Source organism: Bradyrhizobium sp. AT1, assembly GCF_001590795.1.
In the GTDB taxonomy this organism is placed as follows: Bacteria; Pseudomonadota; Alphaproteobacteria; order Rhizobiales; family Xanthobacteraceae; genus Bradyrhizobium.
Window position 1 is genome coordinate 2,135,404 of the sequence record NZ_JXDL01000001.1, and the last position, 25,350, is coordinate 2,160,753.

27 protein-coding genes and 1 pseudogene are annotated in these 25,350 nt (G+C 63.3%); 2 read left to right on the forward strand and 26 right to left on the reverse strand.

All coding sequences use genetic code 11. The features are described 5' to 3' along the window. From SE92_RS10290 to SE92_RS10335, 10 genes are all read right to left on the reverse strand, one after another. Positions 1–1,740, reverse strand: coding sequence for a nitrilase-related carbon-nitrogen hydrolase (locus SE92_RS10290; protein ID WP_063195601.1), 1,740 nt, complete (start codon positions 1,738–1,740; stop codon positions 1–3). 13 nt (positions 1,741–1,753) lie between these two features. After that, positions 1,754–2,743, reverse strand: coding sequence for an acetamidase/formamidase family protein (locus SE92_RS10295; protein WP_063195602.1), 990 nt, complete (start codon positions 2,741–2,743; stop codon positions 1,754–1,756). Between the two features lie 31 nt (positions 2,744–2,774). Next, complete coding sequence (locus SE92_RS10300) at positions 2,775–3,494, reverse strand: ABC transporter ATP-binding protein (RefSeq protein WP_063195603.1); 720 nt, start codon at positions 3,492–3,494, stop codon at positions 2,775–2,777. 1 nt (position 3,495) lies between these two features. Next, positions 3,496–4,212: an ABC transporter ATP-binding protein gene (locus tag SE92_RS10305; RefSeq protein WP_063195604.1), complete on the reverse strand. Its 717-nt coding sequence runs from the start codon at positions 4,210–4,212 to the stop codon at positions 3,496–3,498. Then, positions 4,212–5,276, reverse strand: a complete 1,065-nt coding sequence (locus SE92_RS10310) for a branched-chain amino acid ABC transporter permease (RefSeq protein ID WP_063195605.1) — start codon at positions 5,274–5,276, stop codon at positions 4,212–4,214. Before SE92_RS10310 ends, SE92_RS10305 begins: the two co-directional genes overlap by 1 nt. A gap of 15 nt (positions 5,277–5,291) precedes the next feature. Beyond that, entirely contained in the window at positions 5,292–6,164 is an 873-nt protein-coding gene (locus tag SE92_RS10315; protein WP_063195606.1) for an ABC transporter permease subunit, read from the reverse strand. 84 nt (positions 6,165–6,248) lie between these two features. Continuing rightward, positions 6,249–7,502 (reverse strand): urea ABC transporter substrate-binding protein, encoded by a 1,254-nt coding sequence (locus SE92_RS10320; protein ID WP_063195607.1) that lies wholly within the window; start codon positions 7,500–7,502, stop codon positions 6,249–6,251. Between the two features lie 10 nt (positions 7,503–7,512). Continuing rightward, on the reverse strand, positions 7,513–8,178 hold the full coding sequence (locus SE92_RS10325) for an ANTAR domain-containing response regulator (protein ID WP_063195608.1): 666 nt from the start codon (positions 8,176–8,178) through the stop codon (positions 7,513–7,515). Further along, the gene (locus tag SE92_RS10330) at positions 8,175–9,335 is read right to left on the reverse strand and encodes a transporter substrate-binding domain-containing protein (RefSeq protein ID WP_063195609.1); all 1,161 of its coding nucleotides are present in this window, start codon (positions 9,333–9,335) and stop codon (positions 8,175–8,177) included. Before SE92_RS10330 ends, SE92_RS10325 begins: the two co-directional genes overlap by 4 nt. 245 nt (positions 9,336–9,580) lie before the next feature. Beyond that, entirely contained in the window at positions 9,581–9,817 is a 237-nt protein-coding gene (locus SE92_RS10335; protein ID WP_157095300.1) for a penicillin acylase family protein, read from the reverse strand. 7 nt (positions 9,818–9,824) lie between these two features. On the opposite strand from SE92_RS10335, the pseudogene SE92_RS37100 reads away from it, so the two are divergent. Next, positions 9,825–9,962, forward strand: a pseudogene (locus SE92_RS37100) (hypothetical protein); the annotation flags it as partial. On the opposite strand, the gene SE92_RS10340 reads toward SE92_RS37100, so the two are convergent. The 14 genes from SE92_RS10340 to SE92_RS10405 all read right to left on the reverse strand — a co-directional run bounded on the left by SE92_RS10340 (position 9,926) and on the right by SE92_RS10405 (position 22,639). After that, positions 9,926–10,744: an urease accessory protein UreD gene (locus tag SE92_RS10340; RefSeq protein ID WP_245324528.1), complete on the reverse strand. Its 819-nt coding sequence runs from the start codon at positions 10,742–10,744 to the stop codon at positions 9,926–9,928. The pseudogene SE92_RS37100 and the gene SE92_RS10340 sit on opposite strands and share 37 nt — an antisense overlap. Continuing rightward, positions 10,741–11,391, reverse strand: coding sequence for an urease accessory protein UreG (gene ureG, locus SE92_RS10345; RefSeq protein ID WP_063195611.1), 651 nt, complete (start codon positions 11,389–11,391; stop codon positions 10,741–10,743). Before ureG ends, SE92_RS10340 begins: the two co-directional genes overlap by 4 nt. Continuing rightward, positions 11,388–13,094, reverse strand: coding sequence for an urease subunit alpha (gene ureC / locus SE92_RS10350; RefSeq protein WP_063195612.1), 1,707 nt, complete (start codon positions 13,092–13,094; stop codon positions 11,388–11,390). Before ureC ends, ureG begins: the two co-directional genes overlap by 4 nt. Before the next feature lie 2 nt (positions 13,095–13,096). Beyond that, positions 13,097–13,795 carry an urease subunit beta gene (gene ureB / locus SE92_RS10355; RefSeq protein ID WP_084251787.1) on the reverse strand — a complete coding sequence of 233 codons (699 nt, stop codon included), beginning with the start codon at positions 13,793–13,795 and terminating at the stop codon, positions 13,097–13,099. Between the two features lie 16 nt (positions 13,796–13,811). Next, entirely contained in the window at positions 13,812–14,477 is a 666-nt protein-coding gene (locus SE92_RS10360; protein WP_245324529.1) for an urease accessory protein UreF, read from the reverse strand. A 1-nt stretch (position 14,478) separates the two neighbouring features. Then, complete coding sequence (ureE, locus tag SE92_RS10365; protein WP_063195613.1) at positions 14,479–14,934, reverse strand: urease accessory protein UreE; 456 nt, start codon at positions 14,932–14,934, stop codon at positions 14,479–14,481. Between the two features lie 32 nt (positions 14,935–14,966). Beyond that, positions 14,967–15,269, reverse strand: coding sequence for a putative quinol monooxygenase (locus SE92_RS10370; RefSeq protein WP_063195614.1), 303 nt, complete (start codon positions 15,267–15,269; stop codon positions 14,967–14,969). Then, positions 15,269–16,783, reverse strand: a complete 1,515-nt coding sequence (locus SE92_RS10375; RefSeq protein ID WP_063195615.1) for an amidase — start codon at positions 16,781–16,783, stop codon at positions 15,269–15,271. Before SE92_RS10375 ends, SE92_RS10370 begins: the two co-directional genes overlap by 1 nt. 83 nt (positions 16,784–16,866) lie before the next feature. Then, positions 16,867–17,568 carry an ABC transporter ATP-binding protein gene (locus tag SE92_RS10380; RefSeq protein WP_063195616.1) on the reverse strand — a complete coding sequence of 234 codons (702 nt, stop codon included), beginning with the start codon at positions 17,566–17,568 and terminating at the stop codon, positions 16,867–16,869. Next, positions 17,565–18,293 carry an ATP-binding cassette domain-containing protein gene (locus SE92_RS10385; protein ID WP_063195617.1) on the reverse strand — a complete coding sequence of 243 codons (729 nt, stop codon included), beginning with the start codon at positions 18,291–18,293 and terminating at the stop codon, positions 17,565–17,567. The genes SE92_RS10380 and SE92_RS10385 overlap by 4 nt, the downstream gene beginning before the upstream one ends. 2 nt (positions 18,294–18,295) lie before the next feature. Then, entirely contained in the window at positions 18,296–19,360 is a 1,065-nt protein-coding gene (locus SE92_RS10390; protein ID WP_063195618.1) for a branched-chain amino acid ABC transporter permease, read from the reverse strand. Further along, on the reverse strand, positions 19,360–20,226 hold the full coding sequence (locus tag SE92_RS10395; RefSeq protein WP_063195619.1) for a branched-chain amino acid ABC transporter permease: 867 nt from the start codon (positions 20,224–20,226) through the stop codon (positions 19,360–19,362). The genes SE92_RS10390 and SE92_RS10395 overlap by 1 nt, the downstream gene beginning before the upstream one ends. A 60-nt stretch (positions 20,227–20,286) precedes the next feature. After that, the gene (locus SE92_RS10400; protein ID WP_063195620.1) at positions 20,287–21,525 is read right to left on the reverse strand and encodes an urea ABC transporter substrate-binding protein; all 1,239 of its coding nucleotides are present in this window, start codon (positions 21,523–21,525) and stop codon (positions 20,287–20,289) included. A 64-nt stretch (positions 21,526–21,589) separates the two neighbouring features. Further along, positions 21,590–22,639: a substrate-binding domain-containing protein gene (locus SE92_RS10405; RefSeq protein WP_063195621.1), complete on the reverse strand. Its 1,050-nt coding sequence runs from the start codon at positions 22,637–22,639 to the stop codon at positions 21,590–21,592. 247 nt (positions 22,640–22,886) lie between these two features. Here SE92_RS10405 and SE92_RS10410 point away from each other — a divergent pair, with 247 nt between their 5' ends. Next, positions 22,887–23,351: a MarR family winged helix-turn-helix transcriptional regulator gene (locus SE92_RS10410; protein ID WP_063195622.1), complete on the forward strand. Its 465-nt coding sequence runs from the start codon at positions 22,887–22,889 to the stop codon at positions 23,349–23,351. Here the strand turns inward: SE92_RS10410 and SE92_RS10415 are convergent. Then, a complete protein-coding gene (locus tag SE92_RS10415; RefSeq protein ID WP_063195623.1) occupies positions 23,335–23,559 on the reverse strand; it encodes a M20/M25/M40 family metallo-hydrolase in 225 nt (74 codons plus the stop codon). The two genes, SE92_RS10410 and SE92_RS10415, sit on opposite strands and share 17 nt — an antisense overlap. A 379-nt stretch (positions 23,560–23,938) precedes the next feature. After that, positions 23,939–25,348: a dihydropyrimidinase gene (gene hydA, locus SE92_RS10420; RefSeq protein WP_063203443.1), complete on the reverse strand. Its 1,410-nt coding sequence runs from the start codon at positions 25,346–25,348 to the stop codon at positions 23,939–23,941. Positions 25,349–25,350: the final 2 nt, after the last annotated feature.

The following is a 25,350-nucleotide window of genomic DNA, read 5'->3' on the forward strand; positions in this document are numbered from 1 at the left end:
TCAGTAATTGTTCGCGACGGCCTTGACCAATCCGCGATAGCTGTGCGGCATGCGCATCGAGACCAGATCCTTTCGGCGCACGACATTGGTCGGATAGACGCTGTCGAGATTGGTGGTGTCGACCAAAGCGGTTGCAAGGCCCGTGCCGCCGGCCGCAATCGCCTCACGCCGCGGAAACGCGAACGTATCAGGGCCGAACACGCCGCTCAGCCCGGGATAGAAGCGTTCGGGATCGGCGACATTGGCGAAGGCGACAAACAAGTTGTTCTCGCCGGCGCGAACGCGCAGATGATGCCAGTGATGCGGATCCGGCCCTGTGGGAATCGGCTTCGGCTGCTCGACTTCCGTGCCGGCATGCGCCGAGCTGAAGCGGCCCTTGATCGCGGCAGGACAGGCGATGAGATCGCAGCCGCGCAGCGCCAGCACCCGGCCCGCCTCGGGAAACGAGGCATCGTGTCCGATCAACAGCCCGATTCGGCCGATCGGCGTGTCGACGACGGTCCAGCCCTCTCCGGGCGTCGCCCAGCTTCGCTCGCCGGCGGTAAGATGCGTCTTGCGATAGACCGAGATGTCCCCATCCGGAGCAACCAGGCAGGCGCTGTTGTAGAGCGTGCCGCCGGCGCGCTCCGCAAGGCCGCAGACGAGATAGAGACCGAGCTCCGCGGCGAGCTCCTCAAGACGATCGGTCACTGGACCGGGTATCGGCTGCGCCGACGTCGCGGGATCGCCGAGACCGGTGACCGCAAGCTCCGGAAACACGACGAGATCCGCACCCTCCGCGCTGGCCTTACGCGCGAGTGCCGCGATCTCCTCGAAATTCTGGTCGATGTCGTCGCGAGGCGCAAATTGCGCGACGCTGACGCGTGACGTCTTGCCGGGCGGCCACGGCTCATGGCCGTAGAGACCGAAGAAGTCACGCGGATTCCAGCTGAACGTGTCGGTCAGAAGCTCCGGATAGAGCTCCGGCCGGCGCTGCGAGAAAACGGCCTCGCCAAGCACGCGGCGGGCACGCGCGGCGTCGAGGTCGATCTCCGACAGCAGCACGCCGTCGCCCTTGTCGAGCACGGCGATCACCTGCCCGTCCGGCGCGATCACGCAGCTGCCGCCGCTGAACTGCACGGTCCGCTCCAGCCCCCACCGATTGCTCTCGATGACATAACAACCGTTCTCGAACGCGCGGCTGATCCAATAAGGCGCCGGCGTGCGCTCCGCCAGCCAGTTCGAAATGTGGCAAATGACGTCGGCGCCGCCGAGCGCCATCAGCCGCGCGGTCTCCACGAAATGGATGTCCATGCAGATCAGCAGCGCGATCCGCCCGATCGGCGTGTCGAACACCTGATTGTGCAGATCGCCCGCCGCCGCCCATTTCGGCTCGGAGATGTAGGGATGCGTCTTGCGGTGGCGGCCGACGATGCCGTCGGGCCCGATCAAAACGGCCGAATTGAAGTAGATGCCGTCCTGGTCGACCTCAGGCATGCCGACAACGATATAGCAGTCGTGCCTGGCCGCCAGCGCCGCAAAGCGGTCCGTGGTCGGCCCCGGAATCGCCTCGACGAAGGGGGCGACCTCGGCACGGTCGAACCAGCAATAGCCGGTCGTGCCCATCTCCGGCGTGACGATCAGCTTTGCACCGGCCTCCGCCGCCTGCCCGCAAAGCTCAAGCAGGCGCGCGACGTTGCGCTCCTTCTCGAACATGACAGGCTCAAACTGGACGGCGGCGACTTTATGCTTGGTGGACATGATCCGGCCGACCTCAAACGAGATAAGATTTCTTGATCGAGGCGCCGAGCGTATATTTGGGATCGACCATGTTGCCGAGGCGGATGCGGCCGGCCTGGGTCAACAGCATGTAGGCGTCGATCTCGTCAAAGCCGTAGTTGGCCGCCATCCAGCGGCACAGCTCGCGATAGGCAATGCGGGCCGCATCCTCCATCGGCCGCGCCGAGCCGATAGTCATGATGAAATCCCTGGTTTCGAGCCGCGGCCAGGCGATGGTCCAGTTCTTGATGAGGTCGATCTGCACGGTCGTCACGGTCGGATGCTCAATGGCGACGCCGCAGAGCTCGCCGTCGCCTTGCGCGGCGTGGCAATCACCGAGATAGAGCAGCGCGCCCTTGGTGTTGACCGGAAGGTAGATGACGGCCCCGACGCCGACATCCGGCAGGTCCATGTTGCCGCCGTAATAGTCCGGAACCAGCGAGGAAATCGCCTCGATCTCGGGCGACGTGCCGATGGTTCCGATGAAAGGCTCATAGGGCAGCGTGATCTTGTCGTTCCATTTCGTGCCGGTTTTCGCATCGATCTCGAGCTTCTTGACGCGCTCCGGCAGTGCCGGATTGAGCAGCGCCGTATTGCCCGTGCTGACCAAGCCGCCGAAGTCAGGCATGATGACTGTCGTGCCCCGCGGCTGCGGCCCGCGCGGCACGATGCTCTCAATATAGACCGCGAGCGCATCGCCCTTCTCGGCGCCGTTGACATGGATCGGCCCATTCTGCGGGTTGAGGAACGGGAAGTTGAGGATCTTCGACGGGCTGTCCGTTTCCTTCTTGATGGCGCCCTCGAACGCGTCGTGCGTCTCGGCGGCGACGACCGCACCGGGATCGACGGTCAGCACCGGCCCTACATAAGGACCGTAGACGTAGTGGTACTTGCCCTGCTCGGCCTCCGTGATCGTGTATTGCTTGCCACGCTCGCCCTTGGCGACGCCTTTGCGCGCCATGATGGAATCGTTCTGCCAGGCCATTGCTGTTCTCCTTGGTTGGGCGTCTTTTCTTTCAAACTGCCAGATGGCGGCGCATCTCCGCCTCGTCATCGAGGGCGGATCGACCGAGACTTGCAACGATACGACCCTTGTCCATGACATAGCAGCGCTGCGCCATGGCGCGGATCATGTCGAGATTCTGTTCGACCAGGATAATGGTCACGCCGGTCCTGCGGTTGAGCTCGACCATGTTGCGCGCGATGTCTTGGACGATGTTGGGTTGGATGCCCTCCGAGGGCTCGTCGAGCAGAATCAGATTGGGATCGGCAATCAGCACCCGTCCGATCGCGAGCTGCTGCTGCTGGCCGCCGGACATGGTGCCGGCACGCTGGTGCCAGCGCTCTTCGAGGATCGGGAAGGCCTCGACGATCTTGCGCCGCCCCGCCTCGGGAATGCGGCCACCCTTGATCGCGGCGCCGACAGCGACGTTCTCGCCGACGGTGAGGCGCGGAAACACGTCGCGCCCCTGCGGCACATAGCCCATGCCGAGGCGCGCCCGCTTGTGCGCCGGCAGTGTCTCCACCGCCTCGCCGCGATAGACGATCGAGCCGCTCATCGCCGGTACGAGGCCGATCAGGCTCTTCATCAGCGTCGATTTGCCGACGCCGTTGCGTCCGATCACGGCGACGATCTCGCCTTCCCGCACCTCGATCTCGAGGCCTTGCAGCACCGGCTTGCCGCCATAGCCGGCGCGAAGGCCCAGCGTCGAGAGGATCACTTCCTTGCGCGGCATATCAAGCATGGGCCTGCCCCAGATAGATCGCCGCCACGCGCTCATCGGCCACGATCTCGTCGATCGAGCCTTGCGCAAACACCTGACCGAGATGCAGCACCGTGACGCGCTGAGCGACCTGACGCACGAACGCCATGTCGTGCTCGATCGCCAGCACAGTCATGCCGCCGGCATTGAGCCGTTGCACCATCTCGCCGGTCATGTGAGTTTCCTCCGGTGACATGCCGGCAGTCGGCTCGTCCAGCAGCAGGAGGCGCGGCTTCAGGCTGATCGCCATGCCGATCTCCAGCCATTGCTTTTGGCCGTGGCTGAGATTGCCCGCCGTCTGCGCCTGCTCAGCTTCGAGCCCGAGAAAACCGAGCTGCCGGTCGATCTCGGCATCAAGCTCGGCGCCGCGATGCCGGCTCTGCAAGGCGATCTCGAGGTTCTGGCGCACGGACAGGCCCTTGAAGACGCCCGGCACCTGGAACTTGACGGACAGGCCACGATGAATTCGCGCAAAGGATTTCAGCGCCGTGATGTTCTCACCCGCGAAAACGATCTCGCCACTGCCCGGATGATGCTCGCCCAGGATCAGCCGGAACAACGTGCTCTTGCCCGCACCATTCGGACCGATCAGGCAATGGATCTCGCCTGGCTCCAATGTGAGGTTCACGGCGTTGGTGACGTGAAGGCCGCCAAAATGCTTGTTGAGATCGCGCAGCTCCAGCAGTGACATCAGCCGGCCCTCTGCGTGAAGCGGGCCGCCAGGCGACCGATCCAGTTCATCGCCCCGAGCACAAGACCGTTCGGCGCGATCAGGACCGTGAGCACGAGCAGCACGCCCATGAAGACCAGCGCGTACTGGCTGCCGTAGATCGTCAGCGCCTGGAAGGCGGCGAGCACCACCAGCGTGCCGACCACCGTCGAGGTCAGATCGCTGCGGCCGCCAACTGCGACCCAGATGAGCGGCAGCGCCGCCGCCGTCATGCCCATGCTCGATGGCGTGATGTACTGCCCCCACGCGGTGTAGAGCACGCCGGAGAGTCCCGCGAGCGCGGCGCCGACGACGAACGTTATGAGCTGGTATCTGCGGATGTCGTAGCCGAGCATCTCCGCCCTCTCCGGGTTCTCGCGGATCGCAACGATGACGTTGCCGAACGACGAGTTCATCAGGATGCGCAGCGCGAGATAGACGAAGACCAGAAGGCCCAGCACGAAATAGTAGAGCCCGACATCGGCGAACAGCACGATCGGTTCGCCCGGCCAGGGGATAGTGAGCGGCGGCATCGCGCTCATCCCGTTGAAGCCGTTCAGCCGTGCAGTGCCGATGTGCCATTCCGGCCCTGCGGTTTGCGCCATGAAGCGCTCCAGCATCAGGGTCACGGCAAGCGTGACGATGCCGAGGAAGACGCCCGCTATGCGGCCGAAGAACATGAAATAGCCGAGCAACACCGCAAACAACGCGGCGATCGCCACCGCAATCACCAGCGCCAGCAGCGTAAAGCCGTAGCCCGAGCCGAAATTGAGAGTGAGGACGCCGTAGCCGTAGCCGGCGATCCCGAAGAACGCCGTTTGCCCGAAGGAGAGTGAGCCGCCATACCCCCAGATCACGCAAAGACTGAGCGCGATGAAGACCCAGACGAGAAAATACACGGTGTTGCCGACAGTGTAACCGTCGCTGAACAGCGGATAGGCCAACGCGACCGCGAGCACGAACGCAAACAGGCTCCAGAATCCGGGACCGCGACCGACGGTCTGCGGGCCTTCAAGACGGCGAAACAGCGAGAACAATCCAGTCACGACGCCATCACTCCGTCAGGTACGCTCGCGCAGCACGAAACCGGAGATGCCTTTCGGCAGAACCCGGACCACGATGATGACTGCGACCAGCAGGCCGATCTGGCCGAACAATTGCCCCTGCCAGGATGTCATCACGGATTTCACCACGGCAAGCACGCCGCCCGCCGGCGCCGTGCCGAGGAAGACGTCCGCGCCGCCGATCACGACCGTGACGAAAGCCTCCATGATGAAAGTCGCCCCCATGGTCGGCACCAGCGTCATAGTCGGCGCGTAGAGTCCGCCGGCGAGGCCAGCGAGCCCTGCTCCGCAGGCAAAGGTGAGGCTGTAGATCAGGCGCGTGTCGACACCGAGCGCCGCCGCCATGTGCGGCACCTGGATGGTGGCCCGCGCCAGCACGCCGAAGCGCGTCCAGTTAAATAGCGCGTAGAGCGCGGCGAGTACGCCGAGCGCCGCGCAGAACAGCACGAGGCGGTAGATCGAATAGGAGTAGTCGCCAACCTGAAAACTGCCGAACGGGGTGCCGACACCAGCCATGGTCGAGCCGACCATGATCAGCGTGCCCTGCGTCGCGATCAAGCTGAGTCCCCAGGTCGCGACGATCGTGTCAAGCGGACGGTCGTAGAGATGGCGGATCACCGCAAGCTCGACCAGGACCCCGACCAACGCCGATACGACAGTGCCCGCCAGGATACCCAGCGGCAGCGGCAGGCCGGCATGCACGGCCGCCGCGGTAACATAGGCTCCGCACATGATGAACTCACCATGCGCAAGATTGATCACGCCCATCATGCCGAAGATCACTGCGAGCCCGCAGGCCGACAGCACCAGAAACGCAAAGGCGTCGCCGAATTGATAGAGCGCCGAAAAGACGTGGGTCGCGATGTCCATGAACCAACCGATGTGTGGGAAGACGCGGTGAGATATCCGTGATCGTCCCGGCCCGCCGCGAGGGTCGGGACGATCAACCGCCGGTCAGGGTTTCGGCGGCGGATTCGACGGCGTGTACTGCGCCATCGGATCTTTCTTGGTGAGATCGCAGCCGGCTTCCCCCAGCCAGTACGGCTTGATGTCCTCCCAGGTCTTCGGAAAGGAGATCGAATGATCGGCGCCGACCTTGGCGAGATAGATCGTGTGGGACATGTGCTGACTCTTCGGGTCGATGCAGACCTTGCCTTCCGGCGCGTCCATGCAGACGTCGCCCATCGCGATCACCTTCCGAATGTCCTCGCGCTTGGTCGACTTCGCCCGCTCCACCATCTGCTTGTAGAGATAGACAGCCAGATAGGAGTTCTCGGCCTCCTGGTTCACGTAGGGTTCACTCGGGAACTTCGCCTTGAACTTGGCGTAAAACTCCTTGCTCTTCGGCGAGTCGATTTCCTCGATGTAGTTTGTGGTGACGTACATGTCCTTCAGGCTCGGCGGCTTGAAGCGCTTGTGCTCGTAGCCCTGGCCGACGTTGACGGAGGATGCCATCGGCAGGTTGACGTTGGCAGAAGCCGCCTGCTCATAATAGGAGGCCTGCGCTGTGCCGACCAACAGCGTGACTACGAAGTCTGGCTTGGCCTTCTGGATGTTCTGGATGCTCTGCGAGAACTGCGACACGCCGAGCGGGATGAACTCCTCGCCGGCCATCTTGCCGCCGTTCTCCTTGACGATCTTGCGGACCCATTCCGCCGAGATCTGGCCGAAATTGTAGTCGGCGGCGAGCGTGTAGACGTTCTTCCCGTACTTCTCCATCATGTAGGGAATGAGCGTCGAGAACTGTTGCTCCGGTACTGCGCCAGTGACGATCATGTGGCCGTCGCAAACGCCGCCTTCGTACTGGTTGTTGTAGAAGGCAAAGCCGTTGAACTGGTCGACGATCGGCCGATACGCCTCGCGCGAAGCCGAGGAAAATCCCGCGAACACGACATCGACCTTGTCGCGCTGGAGCACGCGGCGCATGAACTCCTGGTAGCGGGTGTTGTCGGACTGGGTGTCGTAAGGGACGAGCTCCAGCGGCCGGCCCATGATGCCGCCCGCCTTGTTGATCTCGTCCGCGGCGAGCTGGATGGCGTGGACCTTGCCGATCGTGGCCGCCGCGAAGTCGCCGGACTGATCCTCCAGCACCCCGAGCTTGATCGGATTCTCCGCTGCGATTGCAAACTGTGATCCGACAGGTGATCCGAGGACAAGCGTCCCCGTGAGGGCTGCGGCACGCAGCCCCCGCAATACAGACTTGCTCATTTTGCTTCTCCTAAATGGCTCGCTTGTTGCCGCCTTGCAGCATGATGCCGGTCGTGCGGCCGGTCGTGTCGGGTGGCTTCACCCGCTTGCTCAGAAACTCTTCGCAGTAGAGTTCCATGTTCTGCCGCGCGCGCATGCTTTCGCGACGGAGCTGGGAATAGGCACTTTCCTCGTCGAGGCCGCCCTGCTGCATCAGCAGGATCACGGCCCGGATCACCGCGCGGCGGCCGCGGCGGCGCTCCTCGAGGTCCTGCAGGCGGTCGCTCATTTCGGCGCGCAGCAGGAACTGGTTGATGCCCATGAACAGAGACGTGTAGACGGCGCCGCCATGCACCGGCTTGCGCAGGAACGAGGTCGCACCGAGATTGACCAGCGCTTTCAGCCGGCTCGGCGCCTCGACGCCGACGAGGCCGATCACCGGCACGGGCGGCAGATGCGAGGTCGGATTGAGCTCGATCACGACAGCGCCCTCGAGATCGCCGTCGACGAAAAGGATATCGCGGTCGGCCTGGAGACTCGCAATGTCGATCTGGGCGCGGCCATCGACGATCTCGGGGTATTCTGTGGAGACGCCGAGCTTGGCCAGTGTCGTTTCGAGCGCGCTCTCCCATCCACCGCGCCGGGTGATGACGATGGCGCGGCCACCCTTGAAGTTCTGAAGCAGTCGAGAGCTCATGATTGCACCACTTTCAAAAGCGGAGAGCGCATTGCGCTGGCAAAGCGCGGCGACGACTGGACGAGATAGGGATCGGGCGCGATCGGCTCACGGGATTCCAGCAGCACTTCGAACTGCCCGTTCGCAGCCGAGCGGCCGATCCGTGGCGTGAGCCAGGCGTGAAAGGTCTGTCGGTCGATACGGACTTCGCCTTGCGGCGCGCGGAGCCGTCGGTCGGCCACGGCAGCGCGCACCTTGCGCGCATCGTCAGTGCCGGCCTGAGACAGCGCGGCTGCGAGCAGCTTGACGGCGATGTAGGAGGACTCCGCATCGGCCGACGAGACCGGCCCGTCCGGGAAGGATTGCGCATAGGCCTCGATGAACGCGGCATTCTCCGGCGAATTCAGCGACGAGAAATAGACGCTTGACGACAGATGCCCGTCGACCGCGTCGAGGCCGATCTCCGGCAATTCCGGTTCTGATAGCGTGCAGCTCGCGACCGGAATTTCCGCAGCCTGATCGATGCCACGCGCTCGGCAGGCGGCGCGGAACGCGCGGAAGAACGCATAGGCGCTGGTGCCGATCAGATTGTTGAAGACGAAGTCCGGGCGCTGGTCGATGATCGCCTCGATGACCTGGTCGACCTCGATGTCGCCTACCGAGAGATAGCGTTCGGCGAGCACCGTGCCTCCGTGCGCAATCAGCGCCTCGCGGAAGATCCGGTTGTTCTCCCAGGCCCAGATATAGTTCGAGCCAACGCAGAAGGCCCGCAAACCGACGCGGGATGCGAGATAGTCGACAAGTGGCAACACGTGCTGGTTTGGCGCCGCACCGGTGTAGATGACGTTGTCGGAACTCTCGAAGCCTTCGTAATGCGAGGGATACCACAACAGCCCGTCGAACTTCTCGAAGCACGGAATCACTTCCTTGCGGCTCGACGAAGTGTAGCAGCCGACCACCTGGCGGATGCCGGAGCCAAGCAGCTCCAGGCTGAGCGAACGGTAGCGCGGCAGCTCGCCGGAGGGATTGACGACGACCGGCTCGAGCTCGACGTCGGAGCTGCAGGCATTGACCTCCTGAAACGCCAACAATGCGCCATTGAGGATCGAACGCGCAACGACGCTATAGGAGCCCGTCGTCGAGAACATCACGCCGATACGATAGTGCTTGCGCGTCATCACTCGATCCAAAAACAAAAAAACGCCCACCGGCTGTCAAGCCGAGGGCGCCCTCGCCGCCAACCAAACACGCGCTTGCGCGTGGCGTTGGAAATGGTTTGAACTTGTCGCGTTGACGGGCTGTCTTGCCCGACGCTTGCCCGTTACGGTCGTTGAGATCGAATGCGATGTCAAGCGCGTTGTTGCAGCGGAGATTGCCACGAATCTTATCGAGGTGCGGCAAAACTGTGCAGAGGAGGCGCGTGCTATGCCGGCCATCGAACAAGCCGGTCGCCCGCCATCGCGATGACGCTCCAGTCATGCAGCATCGGAACCATTTCGGCCGCGGCCCATGCAGCATGCTGATCGACGTATGCGGGCTGGCGGGCGCCTCGATGCGCCGTGAACACGACAAAGGTGCCACTGTCCCAGTTGCCGACATCCAAGATGTAGCGTGCGACCGCGCCATAGGCCGTCGAGCATACGACCATCCGGATCTCCAAGGCCGATATCGCCAACCTCGAGAAATATCATCAGGCGCTGGCGTCAGCAGAACGCGGCGGGCGCTGGCGTGAGGCCGTGGAAGTAAACTGGCAATCCCACCACACGCTCTACCAGGCCGCCGACGCACAGGTTCGACGATGGGCCCTCTTGATGATCTCGACTGCTGCTCGCAGCGATCTGAGGTCCAGCGCCGCGAGCCGCACGCCGAGCCCCGAGGAAGCCGGCATCACGCTTGCAGCGGCATACAGCCCGGATATTTCGTCCAACGCGACCATGAGCGCCGCCTGAGTGGCTACCAGATCGTGCGGCGACGGCCGCACGAGATACGCCGATCCAAAGGCACGGTAACCACGAAATATAGCGTCCTGCGGACGGTACAGACGGGAGCGATCGACCATCAACGGCTCGGGAACCGATCGCCGCAGACGGAACACCGATTCCAGCTCGCGAAAGCCGCGAGCATGACCGCCTGGATCATGCATCGTGAAGGCATCGACGACAAGCGCGCTGGCGTCGTCGGCGCAATCGAGCTCGATGCATTGGCGGAGTGCGGCATCAGGGAACATGATGCGCGGCTCGGGCAGATATTCGAGGCTGCTGCCACTCGAGACGTGCAGCTTCACCGTCTCCGTTGCAAGGACGGCCGGATCCGCGCGGTGCACGGATGTTGCGCCCTGATTGGTCAAGCAGACATCCGTACCGGGATGGAGTACGAAGCGCTGCGTCAGGCAGTCTTCGCCGTGGACTGCGCCGCTTCCGGTCTGCACGATGACGCTCAGGCGACCCGGCCGGTCCGCATCGACATGGAAACTGCGCGTCAGAACGAACGGCCACGCGAACATGCGCCGCTCAATGACCGTCCGACCGGCCCGGCGAACGAAGCTGAGATCGAGCCGCGGCTCGTCCGTTGTCGCGTCGCGCGTCACGTCCGGAACAGCACTTCACGCTCGAGGAGATCGACGATTGCATCGATCCCTTCGCCGCGCCGGCAATTGGTGAGCAGTACCGGTCGTTCGCCACGGACGCCCAGGGCCTCGCGATGCATCCGATCCAGGTCGACACCGACATGCGGCGCCAGATCGATCTTGTTGATGACGAGGAGGTCGGCCCGAATGACGCCGGGACCTCGCTTGCGCGGAATGTCGTCCCCACCGGCAACGTCGATCACGAACATCCAGAAGTCGGTCAGATCCCTTGAGAAGGTCGAAGCGAGATTGTCGCCGCCGCTTTCCAGCAGGATCAATTCGACGCCGGGGAAGCGGCGCTCGAGCTCGTCCGCGGCCTCGATGTTCAGGGTGGGATCCTCGCGAATGACCGTGTGGGGGCAGGCACCCGCCTCGACCGCCGAAACGCGCGCCGGATCGATCAACCCGGAGCGCCTGATCCGCTCGGCGTCCTCGGCCGTGACGAGATCGTTGGTGATGACGGCGATGTCGATCCCGCGCGTCAGAAGCGCCGGGATCAGACGCTCGACCAGCGCCGTCTTGCCAGAGCCGACCGGACCTCCAATCCCGACCCGCGCGGCCGCGATCTGCGGCTCGGCCGTAGCACTCCTCAATGCAATCCGGCTCATCGCAGCATGTACCTCCGCGCGAGCGGCACCCTGGTTGCGGGCGGACACATCAGAAGCTTGCCATCCGCCCGCACTTCGAATGTCTGCGGATCAACCTCCACATGCGGCTTGGCGACGTTGCGGACCATATCGGTCTTGCGCAGCTTCCGGACATTCTTGATCTGAACGAGATCGCGGGTCAGTCCATGCTTGCGCCCGATATCGGCCTCTAGCGCAAGCTTTGACACGAAGTTGACGCCCAGCCGCGCCGGCGCGGCGCCCAGCGCGCCCCACATCCGCTTCTGGATCATCGGTTCCGACAGGCCGAGGCTGCCATTGCCGTCACCCATTGCGGCCCAGACGACGAAGCCGTTCTTGATCACCATGTAGGGCTTGATGCCGAACGAAGCACGCGGCCACAGCACAAGATCGGCCATCTTGCCGACCTCGACCGAGCCGATCTCGTGGTCGATACCGACCGCGATGGCTGGGTTGATGGTGAGTTTTGCAATGTAACGCTTGATGCGCTCATTGTCGGCCCGCGCCGTCGTCTCTTCAGGCAGGCGGCCGATGCGATCCTTCATCACGCTGGCAAGCTGCCAGCATTTGGCGACGTTCTCGGCGAGACGGCCCATGCCCTGGGTGTCCGTGCCGAAGATCGAGATCGCACCCATGTCATGGAGAAAGTCTTCCGCGGCCATGGATTGCGCGCGCACGCGCGCCTCGCCAAACATGACGTCCTCGGGTGCGTTGTAGTTGAGCTGATGACAGATCATCGTCATCGGCACCCCCTCCTCCATGCCGTAGGAAGTATAGGGGTTGGTTGGATTGGTGGAGGACGGGATAACGTTGTCCCACGACACGACCTTGAGCAGGTCCGGCGCGTGACCGCCGCCGGCGCCCTCGACGTGGTACATGTGGATGGTGCGCCCGTCCACCGCAGCCATCGTGTCCTCGCAGAAGCCGTACTCGTTGATGGAGTCAGTATGGAGGTGAACCGCAAAATCGTTGCGGTCGGCCGCGACCAGACTCTTGTCGATCACGTCGGGCGCCGCGCCGAAATCTTCATGGATCTTGACCGACATGCCGCCCGAGGCGACCGCCTCCTCGACCGCTTCGGGATTGGACCCGCCGCGTCCGAACAGCGCGCAATTGAGCGGCGAGAACTCGATTGCCTGAAGGAATCGCCCGAACGTCGCGGCCGCACCCGTCCCGACGTCGAAGACGGGGCCCGACCCGTTGCCGATCATCGTCGTGATGCCGCCGGCCAGGGCGTGATCCGACTGCTCTGGTGAGATCAAATGAGCGTGCGACTCGATCGCGCCGGCCGTGACGATGAAGGGACCGCCGGCGATCGGTGCGGTGCTGTGACCCACGACCATGTCAGGATGCACGTCCGGCATCACGTCGGGATTGCCCGCCTTACCGATTCCGACGATGCGGCCGTCGCGGATGCCGATGTCGGCCTTCACGATGCCGGTAACAGCGTCGACGATGGTCGCGTTCTTGATCACGACGTCGAGGGCCTTGTGCGACGAGGTGCTGTGCGCGTTGACGCCCTCGCCGTCGCGCAGGTTCTTTCCGGCCCCAACCAGCAGCTCGTGTCCGTAGGTCGTGTAGTCGTGCTCGATCTCGGCAAGCAGCTTGGTATCGGCCAGCCGGACCAGATCGCCCCTGGTCGGTCCGTAGAGCTCGCCATAGGCGCGTCGCGTCAGGATTGCCATGATCAAGCCCCCTGATATCCGCGATCGCGGGCGCGCTTGAGCGCGTCGTCGCGCGCGGAGGGCGCATCCAGCGGACCGTTGACGAGCCCTGCCTGCCCGAGCACGATTCGCGCGCCACCGATCGGGACCAGGCGCACGGACTTAACGACGCCCGGTTCGAAGCGCACCCCTGCGCCTGCGGGCCGGTCGACCTTCATGCCCCAGGCCGCCGCACGGTCGAACCGAAGTGCACGATTGACTTCGAAGAAATGGGTGTGGCTGCGGACCTGCACGTCGCGATCACCGGTGTTGACGACGTCGATGGTGATCGCCGGGAGGTCCGCGAAGCTCTCGATATCCGCGCCGTCTGCGATGATCTCGCCGGGCACCAGCTCGTCGGCAACAGCCGTATCGCTCGGCGCGATCGGCTCGAACACCGCCATAACCTTGGTGCCCTCGGCGAACAGGCACTCGATGTAGAGCATTGGAATCATCTGGGCGACCCCCGGCTCGACGTCATCCGTCGTCAACAGCCGGCCGGCCATGTCGCGGATCTCGGCATAGGGCAGATCACGGCGCGCCGCGGTCATGACCTCGTCGGTGATGTAGGCGACCGCTTCGGGATGGCTCAGCCGAATCCCGAGCGACCGGTTGCGGCGCGCCATCTGCGCGGCACTAAAGATCACGAGACGGTCCATCTCGGTGGGCGACAGATTCATCATGGCAAGGTCACCTCCTTCATGTCGTGAACATTCGGACATGCCGGAGCGGTCCGCGCGCGATCGCGATGTCGATGAACGGCGTGAAGCTCGCCGGCTCGGCGTCAGGCGGCGGCGTCTCCGCGAGCAGTTCGGCAAGCAGACCGCGCGCCGCCGACTGGCTCCGCTGGGCTTCGACATGACCGACGATGCCAAGCCTCACGGCGGCGCTGACGAGGCCGGTCACGAGCGTCCAGCCCGACATCAGCTCGGTCGCCTCCAGGGTGAAATCCGCGTCCCGGCTGACCACGGCCTGCGCGACCGGCAAATGACCCAGCCGCGCATCCGACGACACGAGCTGCCGGTAAGCGACCGACAGCGGGCCGTCGAGCTTGACCCAGACCCCGAGCAACGCCCTGCCCGCGCGGCGTGAACCGTCCCGCATCTCCGCCGACGACGTACCGGCCTCGGCGAGGCGGTCGATGGCAGCGATCGCCGCGCTGTCCGTCGCGTAAAAGGCCCGGCGCAGCAGGATGCGATCCATGGTCGCCCAACGCCGCGCCAGCTGGTCGGCAATGATGCGGTCCAATTCGTTGCGATTGGCGAGCATGCCGTCGGCCGCGAGCCCTTCGAGCCCCCAGGAAAAGGCGAAGCCGCCCGCGGGGTAGGCGCTGTCGCCCAGTTGCAGCAGCGCCAGCGCCTGCAATCTATCGAACAGCATCGACCTCTCCCACCTCTCTGGACTCGAGCAGCGGCTTGATGCGCGCGCGATAGGTCTCGAGCGGACCGTCCAGCAGCACGACGAGACAATCGCCGTCGAAACGGACCCGCCAGTGCAGATTGCCGGCATTCCAGCCGAGCTTGAGCGCGGCTGCCTGGTCCGCCGGCCGCAGCCGCCAACTCTCCTGCTCGCCGAAGCGAACGATGATGGCGCGATCGTGCGCGAGGAACAGCAGAGCGCCATCGACCAGCTCCTCGTCGCGATCCAGGCTAACCGCGCAATCGGTGCCGCGGTCGGTGGTCAGACGGAACCGTTTCCGGCCGACATCCGCGGGCGGCACGAACAACAGCTCGATGCCACCGTGATGCTCGACATGGTGGAGACGCCCAGCATAGGCAGCGTCGTCGCTTCGTCCGATGATGCCATGAAGCCGCAGCGCCATGATCCCCTCCAGCAACAATCGTCGGCATTCCTCTAGCGGAGCGTCGCCGACACCTCCCGGGAGGTCACCAGGATGACCTCCCCGTCGAGAATGGGCTTGGCGATGCCGAAGAAGGTTGCGACGACCGCCGAGCCGTTGTGCCGCTCCATCGCCGACTTGTCGGCAAAGCGCTCATAGGTCGTGAAGACGCACGGGTCGTCCTCACTCTGCGAGACGAAGAACCCCATCGTTTCGGGTTCGTTGGCAGCCACGTTGGCAGCAACGGTCAAGAGCGCGTCACGCATCATGGACTCGTGGCCCGCCTTCGCCCTGATAACGGCGGTAATCGTGATCATCAGAACTTCTTCCAGTCGCCGTCGGCTTCGAACGCGCTGGCCGCCTGATAGATGGTCGCCTCGTTGTAGTCTTTGGCGATCAGCATCAAGCCGACCGGTAGGCCGTCCGAGAGGCCGCAAGGGATGCTCATCGCCGGATGGCCCGTGACGTCGAATGGACTCGTGGTGGCCGTCATCTCGAAAGCACGCTGGACGATCTCGGAGAGCGGAGCGTCCTTGGCGGGGATCGGCGTGGCGACGCAGGGCAAAGTCGGCATCAGCAGCAAGTCATAAGAGCCAAACACTGCATCATAGGCGGCCTTGGCAGCGATCGCGATGTTGCGCGATTTGGCATAATAGCGGCCGCGATAGTGGCTGACGCCCCACTGCCCGACCAGCATGGTGAGCTTGAGCGTCTCCGACAAATCGTCGGCGCGGTTGCGCCAGCTGGAATGGGCGTCGAGAAGCCCGACGTCATAGAGCCCCTTCCAGTTGAAGCCCATGCCGTTGCCGATCATCATCTGGACCAGAAAACCTTCCAGCGTGATCGGATTCCAGGCGGCGAGCGCGTGCAGGTGCTCCGGGATCGAGACCTCCGACACACTGGCACCGAGTTTCGCGAAGCGCTCGGCGCCGGCCTTCACTTTGCTGGCCACGCCCTCCTGCATGTTGGCAACGGCAAATCCCTCCTTGAGAATGCCGATTTTCATGCCCTTCACGCCTTTGCGGAGCATTTCCGTGTAGCTCGTGACCTTCGGCGCATATTGGCGCGGATCAAGTCCGTCGGGACCTGCAAGCACCTCCAGCAACAACGCGTTGTCGGCGACGTTGGCCGTCATGGGGCCGGTGTGGTCGATGGTCGACTCGATCGGCATCACGCCCGTATAAGGCACGAGCCCGTGTGTCGCCTTCATGCCGTAGATGCCGCAATAGGACGCCGGAATTCGGATCGAACCGCCCTGGTCGCCGCCGATCGACATGTCGACCTCGCCGGCCGCGACCAGCGCGGCGCTGCCCGACGAGGACCCGCCGGCCGAATACCCCATCTTCAGCGGATTATGGACCGGCGCCGGATGGGAGGTATGGCTGCCGCCCGACAAACAGAAATGCTCGCACACGGCCTTGCCGACGATGGTGCCGCCGGCATCGAGAATGCGGGTTACGATGGTCGCATCTGCCGCGGGAATGAAGCCTTCAAGCGTGGTCGATCCGTTCATCATGGGAACGCCGGCCAGAGCAACGTTATCCTTCAGCACGACCGTGCGGCCAGCGAGCTTTCCGCCCGCTGCACCCTTGACTTCGGTCTTGATCGCCCAGGCGCCGTATTTGTTGTCCTTCGGCATCGGCTTGGAGCCCGGCGTACGCGGGTATTTGACCGGCGGCAGCGGGTTCGGCAGTTCGTCGACGACATCGTAGGCATCGAACATCCCGCCCATCAGCGAGAGATAGCTTCCAGCCTCTTCGACCGTCATGTTCATGTGCAGGCTCGCAGCGAGCTCGGCGACATCCTCGGCGGTCGGGCGCTTGATAGACATGAGTCATCCTTTCTTGTGAAGACAAGCTGGCAGAGAAAACATCGATCGCGTTCGCAATGGCCGGCGCGGAGCGCCGAAACTGACTAGGCTGGATGCATGGTCGCATCCCGCGCCAGAAGGCTTTCACGGTCGAGCTCGCCCGTGATGCGTCCCTTCTGGATATTGAGGATCCGGTCGGAGAGCGAGGTGATGAATTCGAGGTTCTGCTCGACGACGATCAACGACATGCTCCAGCGCTTCTTGAGCGCGAGCAGCGTCTCGATGATCTCCTCGATGATCGACGGCTGGATGCCCTCGGTGGGTTCGTCCAGCAGGATGAGCTTCGGCCTGGTGCAGAGACAGCGGGCCAGCGCGAGCAATTGCTGCTCGCCGCCCGACAGCGCTCCGCCACGCCGGTCGAGCAGGCGCACCAGGCGCGGAAAGTCCTGCAACACGGCATCGATCACGGCGCGATCTTCCTTCGGCGCGGCAGCCAGCCCCATGCGCAAATTCTCGTAGACGCTGAGGTCGGGAAAGATCTCCCTGCCCTGCGGCACGAGCCCAATTCCCAAGCGCGACCGCTCGTGCGGCTTGAGATGGGTGATTGTCCCGCCCGCGAAAGTGACCGCCCCGCCGGTGGTCGGCAGGTGCCCCATCAACGCCCGCAACGTCGTGGTCTTACCCATGCCGTTGTGACCAAGAATGCCGAGATACTCGCCATTCTGAACCTTCATGTCGATACCGAACAGAATCGGAATTCGACCATAGCCGGACCGCAGATCCTTGACCTCGAGGAGCGCACTCATGCCGCTACCTTCTTGCCGAGATAGACATCGCGCACGCGCTGATCGGCCAACACCTTGTCCACGGTATCTTCGACCAGCACGCGCCCCTGGTGGAACACCGTCACCTTCTTGGCGATCTGCTTGATGAATTCCATATCGTGCTCGACGACGATGATCGCCCGGCTCTTGTTGATCTCGCGAATGATCGCGGCCGTGTGCAACGTCTCCTCGTCGGTCATTCCGGCCGCTGGCTCATCGAGCAAGATCAATTCCGGTTCGGCAGCCAATACCATGCCGATTTCCACCCACTGGCGCTGTCCATGCGACAGCGTGGTAACGATGCGGTCGGCATGATCGGTCAACCGTGTCATCTCCAGCACGGCATCGACCGCGGGGCCCTGCGCCCGCGGCGTCGCCTTGCGGCGGACGGCGAGCCAGATGTTCTCGCGCACCGAGAGACCGTTGAAAACATTGGGTACTTGCGTCTTGATCCCGATGCCCATGCGGGCGATCTCGTGCGACAGCTTGCCGGCGATCGGCTGGCCGCGAAATGCGATCGCGCCGGAGGTCGGCACCAATTGTCCGGTCAGCGTCTTGAAGAACGTGCTCTTGCCGGCGCCGTTCGGTCCAATCAAGCAGCGCAGCTCCATCTCCTCCAGGGTGAAGGTGATGTCGTCATTGGCGACCACACCGCCAAACCGCATCGTGAGGTGCTCGGCCTTCAGCAGGGGAACAAGGTCCGCCATGGTCATTCAGCCCCGGCCATGTGGGACGCTGCCGCCGAGGACGGTACCTGCTCGTCAACAAGCTGCTTTTTCGCTTTGGGCGCGTGCACCAGCCGCATCACGAGGTCGCGCGCAGTCGGCACCAACCCCTTCGGCAGCAACAGCACGAACACGATCAGGACTGCTCCGAGAACGAGGTTCGAATTCAAGGCCTGTTGCGAGCCGATATAGGCGACGATATATTCGATCAGGACGCAGCCGACGATTGGTCCGAGCAAGGTGCCGAGACCGCCCACCGTGATCCAGATGATGATCTCGGCCGACAGGGACAGGCTGAAAATGGTCGGGCCGACGAACGCGCCCCAGTTGACATAGAGCGCCCCGGCCAGTCCCGCGATCGCACCGCTCAGAATGAAGGCCAACAGCTTGACCTTACGCGGATCGTAGCCGAGCAGCGAGGCCCGCACCTCGTTCTCGCGGACGGCCACCACGATGCGACCGGCCGGGAGGGACAGCAACAGGCGCAGCAGCAGGAACACTCCCAGCAACACGCCGCCCGTCACCCACCACGATTGTTCCGGCGACAACGCCTGATCCGGATAGAATGGCACGTTGAAGGTCGGCACGGCCGGCATGCCGTTGAAACCGCCGAGCAACGCCTTGCCGATCCTGTATTCGTCCCCCGAGGTCGAGTTCACGCAATTGAACAGGATCAGCGTGACGGTCAGCGTGATCACACCAAGATAGACGTCGGAGATGCGACCAAAGAAGATGAAATAGCCCAGGATCGCGGCGAACAGCGCTGGGATGATGATGGCGAGCAGAATCGACGGCGTCGAATCCTGGAAATTGACCGCTGATATCGCGTAGGCATAGCCGCCCAGGCCAAAGAAAGCCGTCTGGCCGAACGACAAGATGCCGCCAAAGCCCCAGATAAAGGCAAGGCTGAGCGCCAGCACCGCCATCGCCGCGAACAATGTCAGTTGCATCATCGCGAACAGTTCGAGCACGCTGGGAATCACCGCGATCGCAACGATCGCGAGAACGACGACGACCGCCTGGGCCACGAGGCTGAAGCGGACGGCCATTACAAATTCCCCTTGAAGAAGCGTCCGGAGATGCCCTGCGGCAGCAGACGAATCAGCACGATCGCCGTCGTGAACACGAGAACCTCGCCATAGACCGGCGTGGTGAAATAGGCGCCGACCTGATTGACCGCGCCGAACAGGCTCGCTGCCGACATCGTGCCCGACAACATGGCTGCGCCACCGCCGACGACCGTCATGAAGGCCTTGGCGACATAGGCACCGCCCATGCCGGGCGTGATACCCGATACGGGCGCCACCAGGCCGCCGGCCAATCCGGTGACAGCGGCGCCGACCACGAACGTGCTCATGTAGACCCTGGTCGGATTGACACCCAGCGTCGCCGCCATCGCCGGATTTTGCATGGTCGCACGCGCGATCAACCCCAGCCGTGTGTAACGCATGACGCCGTAGACCAGCACCATCATGCCAATCGCCATGCCGGCCAGAAACAGCGTGTAATAGCTGGATTGGTAGGAACCGATGGAGAAGCCGCCGAGCGGCGTCGGCACCCCCTGTTGCGTGTTGCCGTAGATCGTCGTGATGATACCGATGATCAGGAGGCTCAGCCCCCAGGTCGCCAGCATGGAATCGACGAGACGCCCATAAAGAAAGCGAATGAGGCAGCGCTCGATGACGAGACCCACGAGGCCGACGAAAAGAGGCGCGACGATCAGCATCGCGATCCAGATGTTGACGCCGGCATTGGCCGATATGACGGTCGCGTAGGCACCGAGCATGATGAACTCGCCATGGGCGAGGTTGATGATCTTCATCATGCCGAAGATGATCGCCAGTCCGAGGCACAGCAGGAACAACGACGATATTCCGTTCAGGACGTCGAGCGCGACGATGAGGTAGATCGCCATTCTTTTTCTTTCAGGCCCCAATATACCGGGCGCCGCCGATTGAGCGGGGCCCGGCACGCGTCAGAGATTGATGATGTACTGCTTGGTGTCGGTCGGATTCTTGACGAGATCGCACACGCTCGCCGTGTCAGCCGGCTTGACGTCGGAATAGCTCTCCAGCACCGACCATTTGCGATCCTTCACTTCGGCGAGAAACGCGTTGCGGGTGGTGTGATGGGTCGGCTTGTCCAGTGAGACCTTGCCGCTCGGACCGTCGAAGGCGATCCCGCTCTCCAGCGCCTCGATCACCTTCATGCGGTCGATGCTGGCGGCCTTCTTCACGCCTTCCGCCCATAGCATGGCGCCCTCGTAGGTGCAGGCGGCGAGCTCGCTGACATAGGGGGAGTCCGGATGCGCCTTCTTGATCTTTTCGACGAAGCTCTTGGAGGCAGGCGTGGCGAGCTCCTCGAAATAGCCATACGCGCCGAGAATCGAATCGCTCTCCGCAGCATCGAGCGTCGTCGGCTCATTGACGAGACCGAAGGTGGTCGACGCGATCGGAATCTTGCCCTTCATGCCGGCCGAGGTCCATTGCCGGTAGAAGGCGGTGTGGTTGCCGCCGACCAACGCCGACAGGATGAGGTCGGGCTTCGCAGCCTGGATCTTCGAGATGGTCGTGCCGAAATTGGTGACATCGAGCGGGAAGAAGTCGGTCGACAGCACTTCGCCCCCATTGTCCTTGACGTATTTCGTCATCCACTTCGCGGTAATCTGACCGTAATTGTAGTCGGCGGCGATGATATAGGCCTTCTTGCCCGCCTTCTTCATCGCGCTCGGCACCAGCTTCTCGACCGTCTGCGCGGGCGTTGTGCCGGTACAGAAGGTGTTGCGATCGCAGACACCGCCTTCGTAGAGCACGTTGTAAAAGTAGAGAACCTTGAAGCGGTCGAAGGTCGGACGCACCGCCTCGCGCGACGCCGAGGTGATGCCGCCGTGGACCACATCGACCTTATCCTTCACCGCGAGCTGTTGCGCGAATTGCGAATACATCTGGATGTTGGACTGAGTGTCGTAGTGGATGACCTTCAGCGGCCGCCCGAGCAGGCCGCCGCCGGCGTTGATTTCATCCACGGCGAGCTGAAGCGCGTAGACCATGGGGGTCCCCGAGGCCGCGATCGGACCCGACTGGTCGTGCAGACTGCCGACGACGATCGGCTTTTCGGCGCCGAACGCGCCGGAGCGGAAGACCGCGGGCGCGGCAATCAATGTCGTCGTGGCTAAGGCCGAGTGCCGCAAGAAGCGGCGACGGGAGAAAGGCATAGACGTCCCCATACTTTTTGATACGGAAAATATTAAGAATACAATATTTGAAAAAGCAAGTGTTTTATCGACGCGTAATGATCGAGAAGTCGTAGCCGTCGACCCGCGCCAGATAGATGGGGTGCCGACCACCGACGACGGATCGCGCTTGATCGCCCCGGGCCGTGCGCTGCTGGAATGTTCGGCCGTACAGGCGCATCAACTCGCGCGCATCGAGGCTCGCCGCTTCCTCGATCAGGGCTGCGAGCGAGTAGATTCCTTCGTAGCAGGATTGACCAAAGGCATTCACGGGCGGGGGACTATCGCCGAACGCCGTATGATAGCGCTCCAGGAACGCACCATTGTTGCGCGAGCGGATCGACGCATAGTAGCTTGAGGTCGCGTAGAGGTTTTCGGTCGCGTCGACATCGAGGCCATACGCCACGGTCTCGTCGATCGCCGAAGAAAATCGTAGGACGCGCGAGCTCAATCCTGCCGCGTAGAACGCGCGATTGAATGCGATGCAGTCGAGCCCCAGGAAATACGGAAGAACGACGTCCGAGCGCGTGGCTTTGATCCGCTCCACGATCTCATCGAAATCGTGCCGACCAACGGGCAGGTAGTGCTCTCCCGTCACCGTCCCCCCAACGCGGGCGATCAGAGTTCGCGCGATCCGTAGCGACGAGCGCGGCCATACGTAGTCGTTGCCGCAGAGGAAATAACGGCGCGCGTGCTTCGCTTCCGAAAGCCATTGAACCGCGGGCGCAAGAAGCTCGTCGGCTGTCTCGCCGGTCGCCATGACATCCGACGAGGGTGAGTGCCCTTCGAACTGGGGAGTATAGATGAAGGGAACCCGGCCAGCGGCGACGCGCGCAACGAGATCGCGCGCAAAGCTGGGCAACATCCCGACGATGCCGTCGACACCATCGATGTCGATGGCGTCGCGCGCAGCCCGGCCCGCGCTCGCGCCGGTCTCTCCGGCATCCACCACGCGCAGCTCGACCGGACGCCGCAGTATGCCGGACATTTTGTTGATTTCGTCGACAGCCAAGCGGCCGCAGGCCTCCGCCGATGGGGCCCAAAGTCCCGCTGCTCCGCTCTGCGGGATGAGCAGACATATCAAAACGCTGCGCAACGTCGGTGTCTCCGCACTTCCGGAGACTTACGACTCACGAATCGTGCCAACGGCCGACCGGTCTCGGTAACGCCCGTTCTGCCGGGAAAGCACTCAGTCTCGGAGGCGGATTGCCTTTTTTTCGACCGCAGGCGGCAGCATCAGCCCGTCCATTAGGCAATCGGAGCCAAGGCTGCTTTCCACTTGCTCGATTTTGCATTCCAAGGCAAAGGTTGAAATCTCAAGTAATTCGCCGAGGGCTGACAAAGTGGATCTACCTGACCTCATCCGGGGCGTGAATCGCCGGCTCGAACAGGTGTTGGAGGCGGAGCTCAAGCCTAAGGGCGTGTCTCTGCATCAGTACCGTGTGCTCGAGGCGCTGACTGAACGGAATGGGCTGCCGATGGGCGATCTGGCAACACGGCTCTTTGTCGATGGTCCGACGCTCACAAAAATCATCGATAAGATGGTTGAATCGGCCGAGGTCTATCGTGGACCCGACCCACATGACCGGCGCAAGGTTCTGATCTTCCTCTCGCGCAGGGGAGCTGCGCATTTCGAGGACGTTGGCCCGCTGATAACGTCCATTCAGCGAGAGATTTTCGACAGACTTGGCAAATCGGATGCCGCAGCTTTGACTAACCTGCTCTCAGAGCTGCTCTGCGACACTGTTTCCTGGCCCTCACTTACGTCTCACGGGCAGGCCCGTTCGCGCGTTACTCCAGAGCAGTGACCATCCGCCACAACGTCTCGACCAGCACGGCGCAGCCCTTGTCGAGGGCTTCAGGTGCCGTGAATTCGCGCGGATTGTGGCTGAGTCCGCCCTGACTCGGTACGAATATGAGCGAAGCCGGGATGCGTTTCTGGATCGCGAGCACATCATGCCCCGTGACGGTCTTGAGTGTCATGGCTTTGCAGTGGAGATCGCTCGCGACGGCCATGATCAACTCAACGCCGGCCGGATCGCGGAAGGGAGCCGACCGCCTCTCGTCGGCAGCGTCGAAATGCCCGCTCCGATCTCGCCGGCCTCGCGCTCGATGCTGCGGCACCCTATTGAACGACCAAAGGCGACGACAACGAGCTTGGATTTTCTGCCACCAAAGACGGGCGCCTAAGCGATCTACTGTCGGCTCCGCGCGCTCACGTCCCGCTTCAAAAGGCATGCTTACGTTGGCGGACGGAAGAGCTTTCGTAATCTCCCGGTGCTGGCTGCGCTGACCGTGGAATCCGGCATGACCAAGCTGAAGACCACGACGTTCGGCATTCGCGGCGACGGGCCGACAAACTGACCGCTGTCGCGTGGCGAGGTCGCGCACAAGATCAGATCAAGCTCGATTTGCCGCGGCTGAGAACTTCGCCGGCGCCCTTGGTTCCGACGATCCGTCCCTGTTCACACACCACGCGCCCGCGGGCTATGGTCGTCACCGGCCAGCCCGTGATCTCGTATCCCTCCCAGGGCGTGTAGTCCGAGCCGTGATGCAGATCGGCCTGCCGGATCGGCTTCGTCAGCTTCGGGTCCCACAGCGCGATATCGGCATCGAAGCCGACGCCGATCGACCCCTTGCGCGGATAGAGCCCGTAAATCCTCGCGTGATTGGTCGCGGTCAGCTCGACGAATTTCTGGCGGGTGATCCGACCCTTCGAGACGCCTTCGGAGAACAGGATCGGCAGCCGCGTCTCGACCCCGGGAATGCCGTTCGGCACCCAGCGGAACGAGGTGCGCGCGTTCGGTGTCAGTTTGCCCTTGGGGTCGTCGTAGCGGAATGGGCAATGATCGGACGAGAAGGTCTGGAACACGCCTGATGTGATGCCCTCCCAGATCGCCTGCTGGCTCTCGACATCGCGCGGCGGCGGCGAACAGACATATTTCGCGCCCGTGATGTCCATGTTCAGGCCCTTCATGTCGTCCGCCGTCAGCGTGATGTATTGCGGGCAGGTCTCCGCATGCACCGGCAGCCCGCGCTGCTGGGCCCAGCGAACCTGCTCCATTGCCTCGCGCCCCGAGACGTGCACGATCATGATGGGAACGCCGATCACCTCGGCATGGCTGATGGCGCGATGCGTCGCCTCGCGCTCGACTGCCTGCGGCCGCGAGGTGCCATGATAATAAGGCGCGATGTGGCCCTCGCGCTCGAGCTTGCTGGTGAGGAAGCGGATGGCGTCGTAACCCTCGCAATGGACCATCACCAGCGCTTCTTCGCGGCGCGCCACGTCGAACACCTCCAGCAACTGCTTGTCGCTGAGCACGAGGTCGTCATAGGTCATGAACACCTTGAACGAGGTGTAGCCGTCCTTGACGAGGGCCGGCAGCTCCTGCCCGAGCACGACCGCGGTCGGATCGGAGATGATGAGATGGAAGGCGGTATCGATGTAGCACTCGCCTTCGGCGAGCTTGCGGTAGTTCTCGACGCAGGTGCGCAGCGACGTGCCCTTCTCCTGGAGCGCGAAGGGCAGCACCATGGTGTTGCCGCCGGCCGCCGCCGCACGCGTCGCCGAGGCAAAATCATCGGCCATGACCACGTCGGGCCCGGAGGGCTGGGAGATGTGGACATGGCTGTCGATGCCGCCCGGCAGCGCCAGCAGGCCCGTCGCATCGATCTCGCGCGCCGCGCCCTCGATACGGCCGGCGATGCTGACGATGCGGCCGTCGCGGATGCCGATATCGGCGCGGAACTCGTCGCTGGCTGTCACGATGGTGCCGCCGCGAATGGCGAGATCGAGCTGGGTCACAG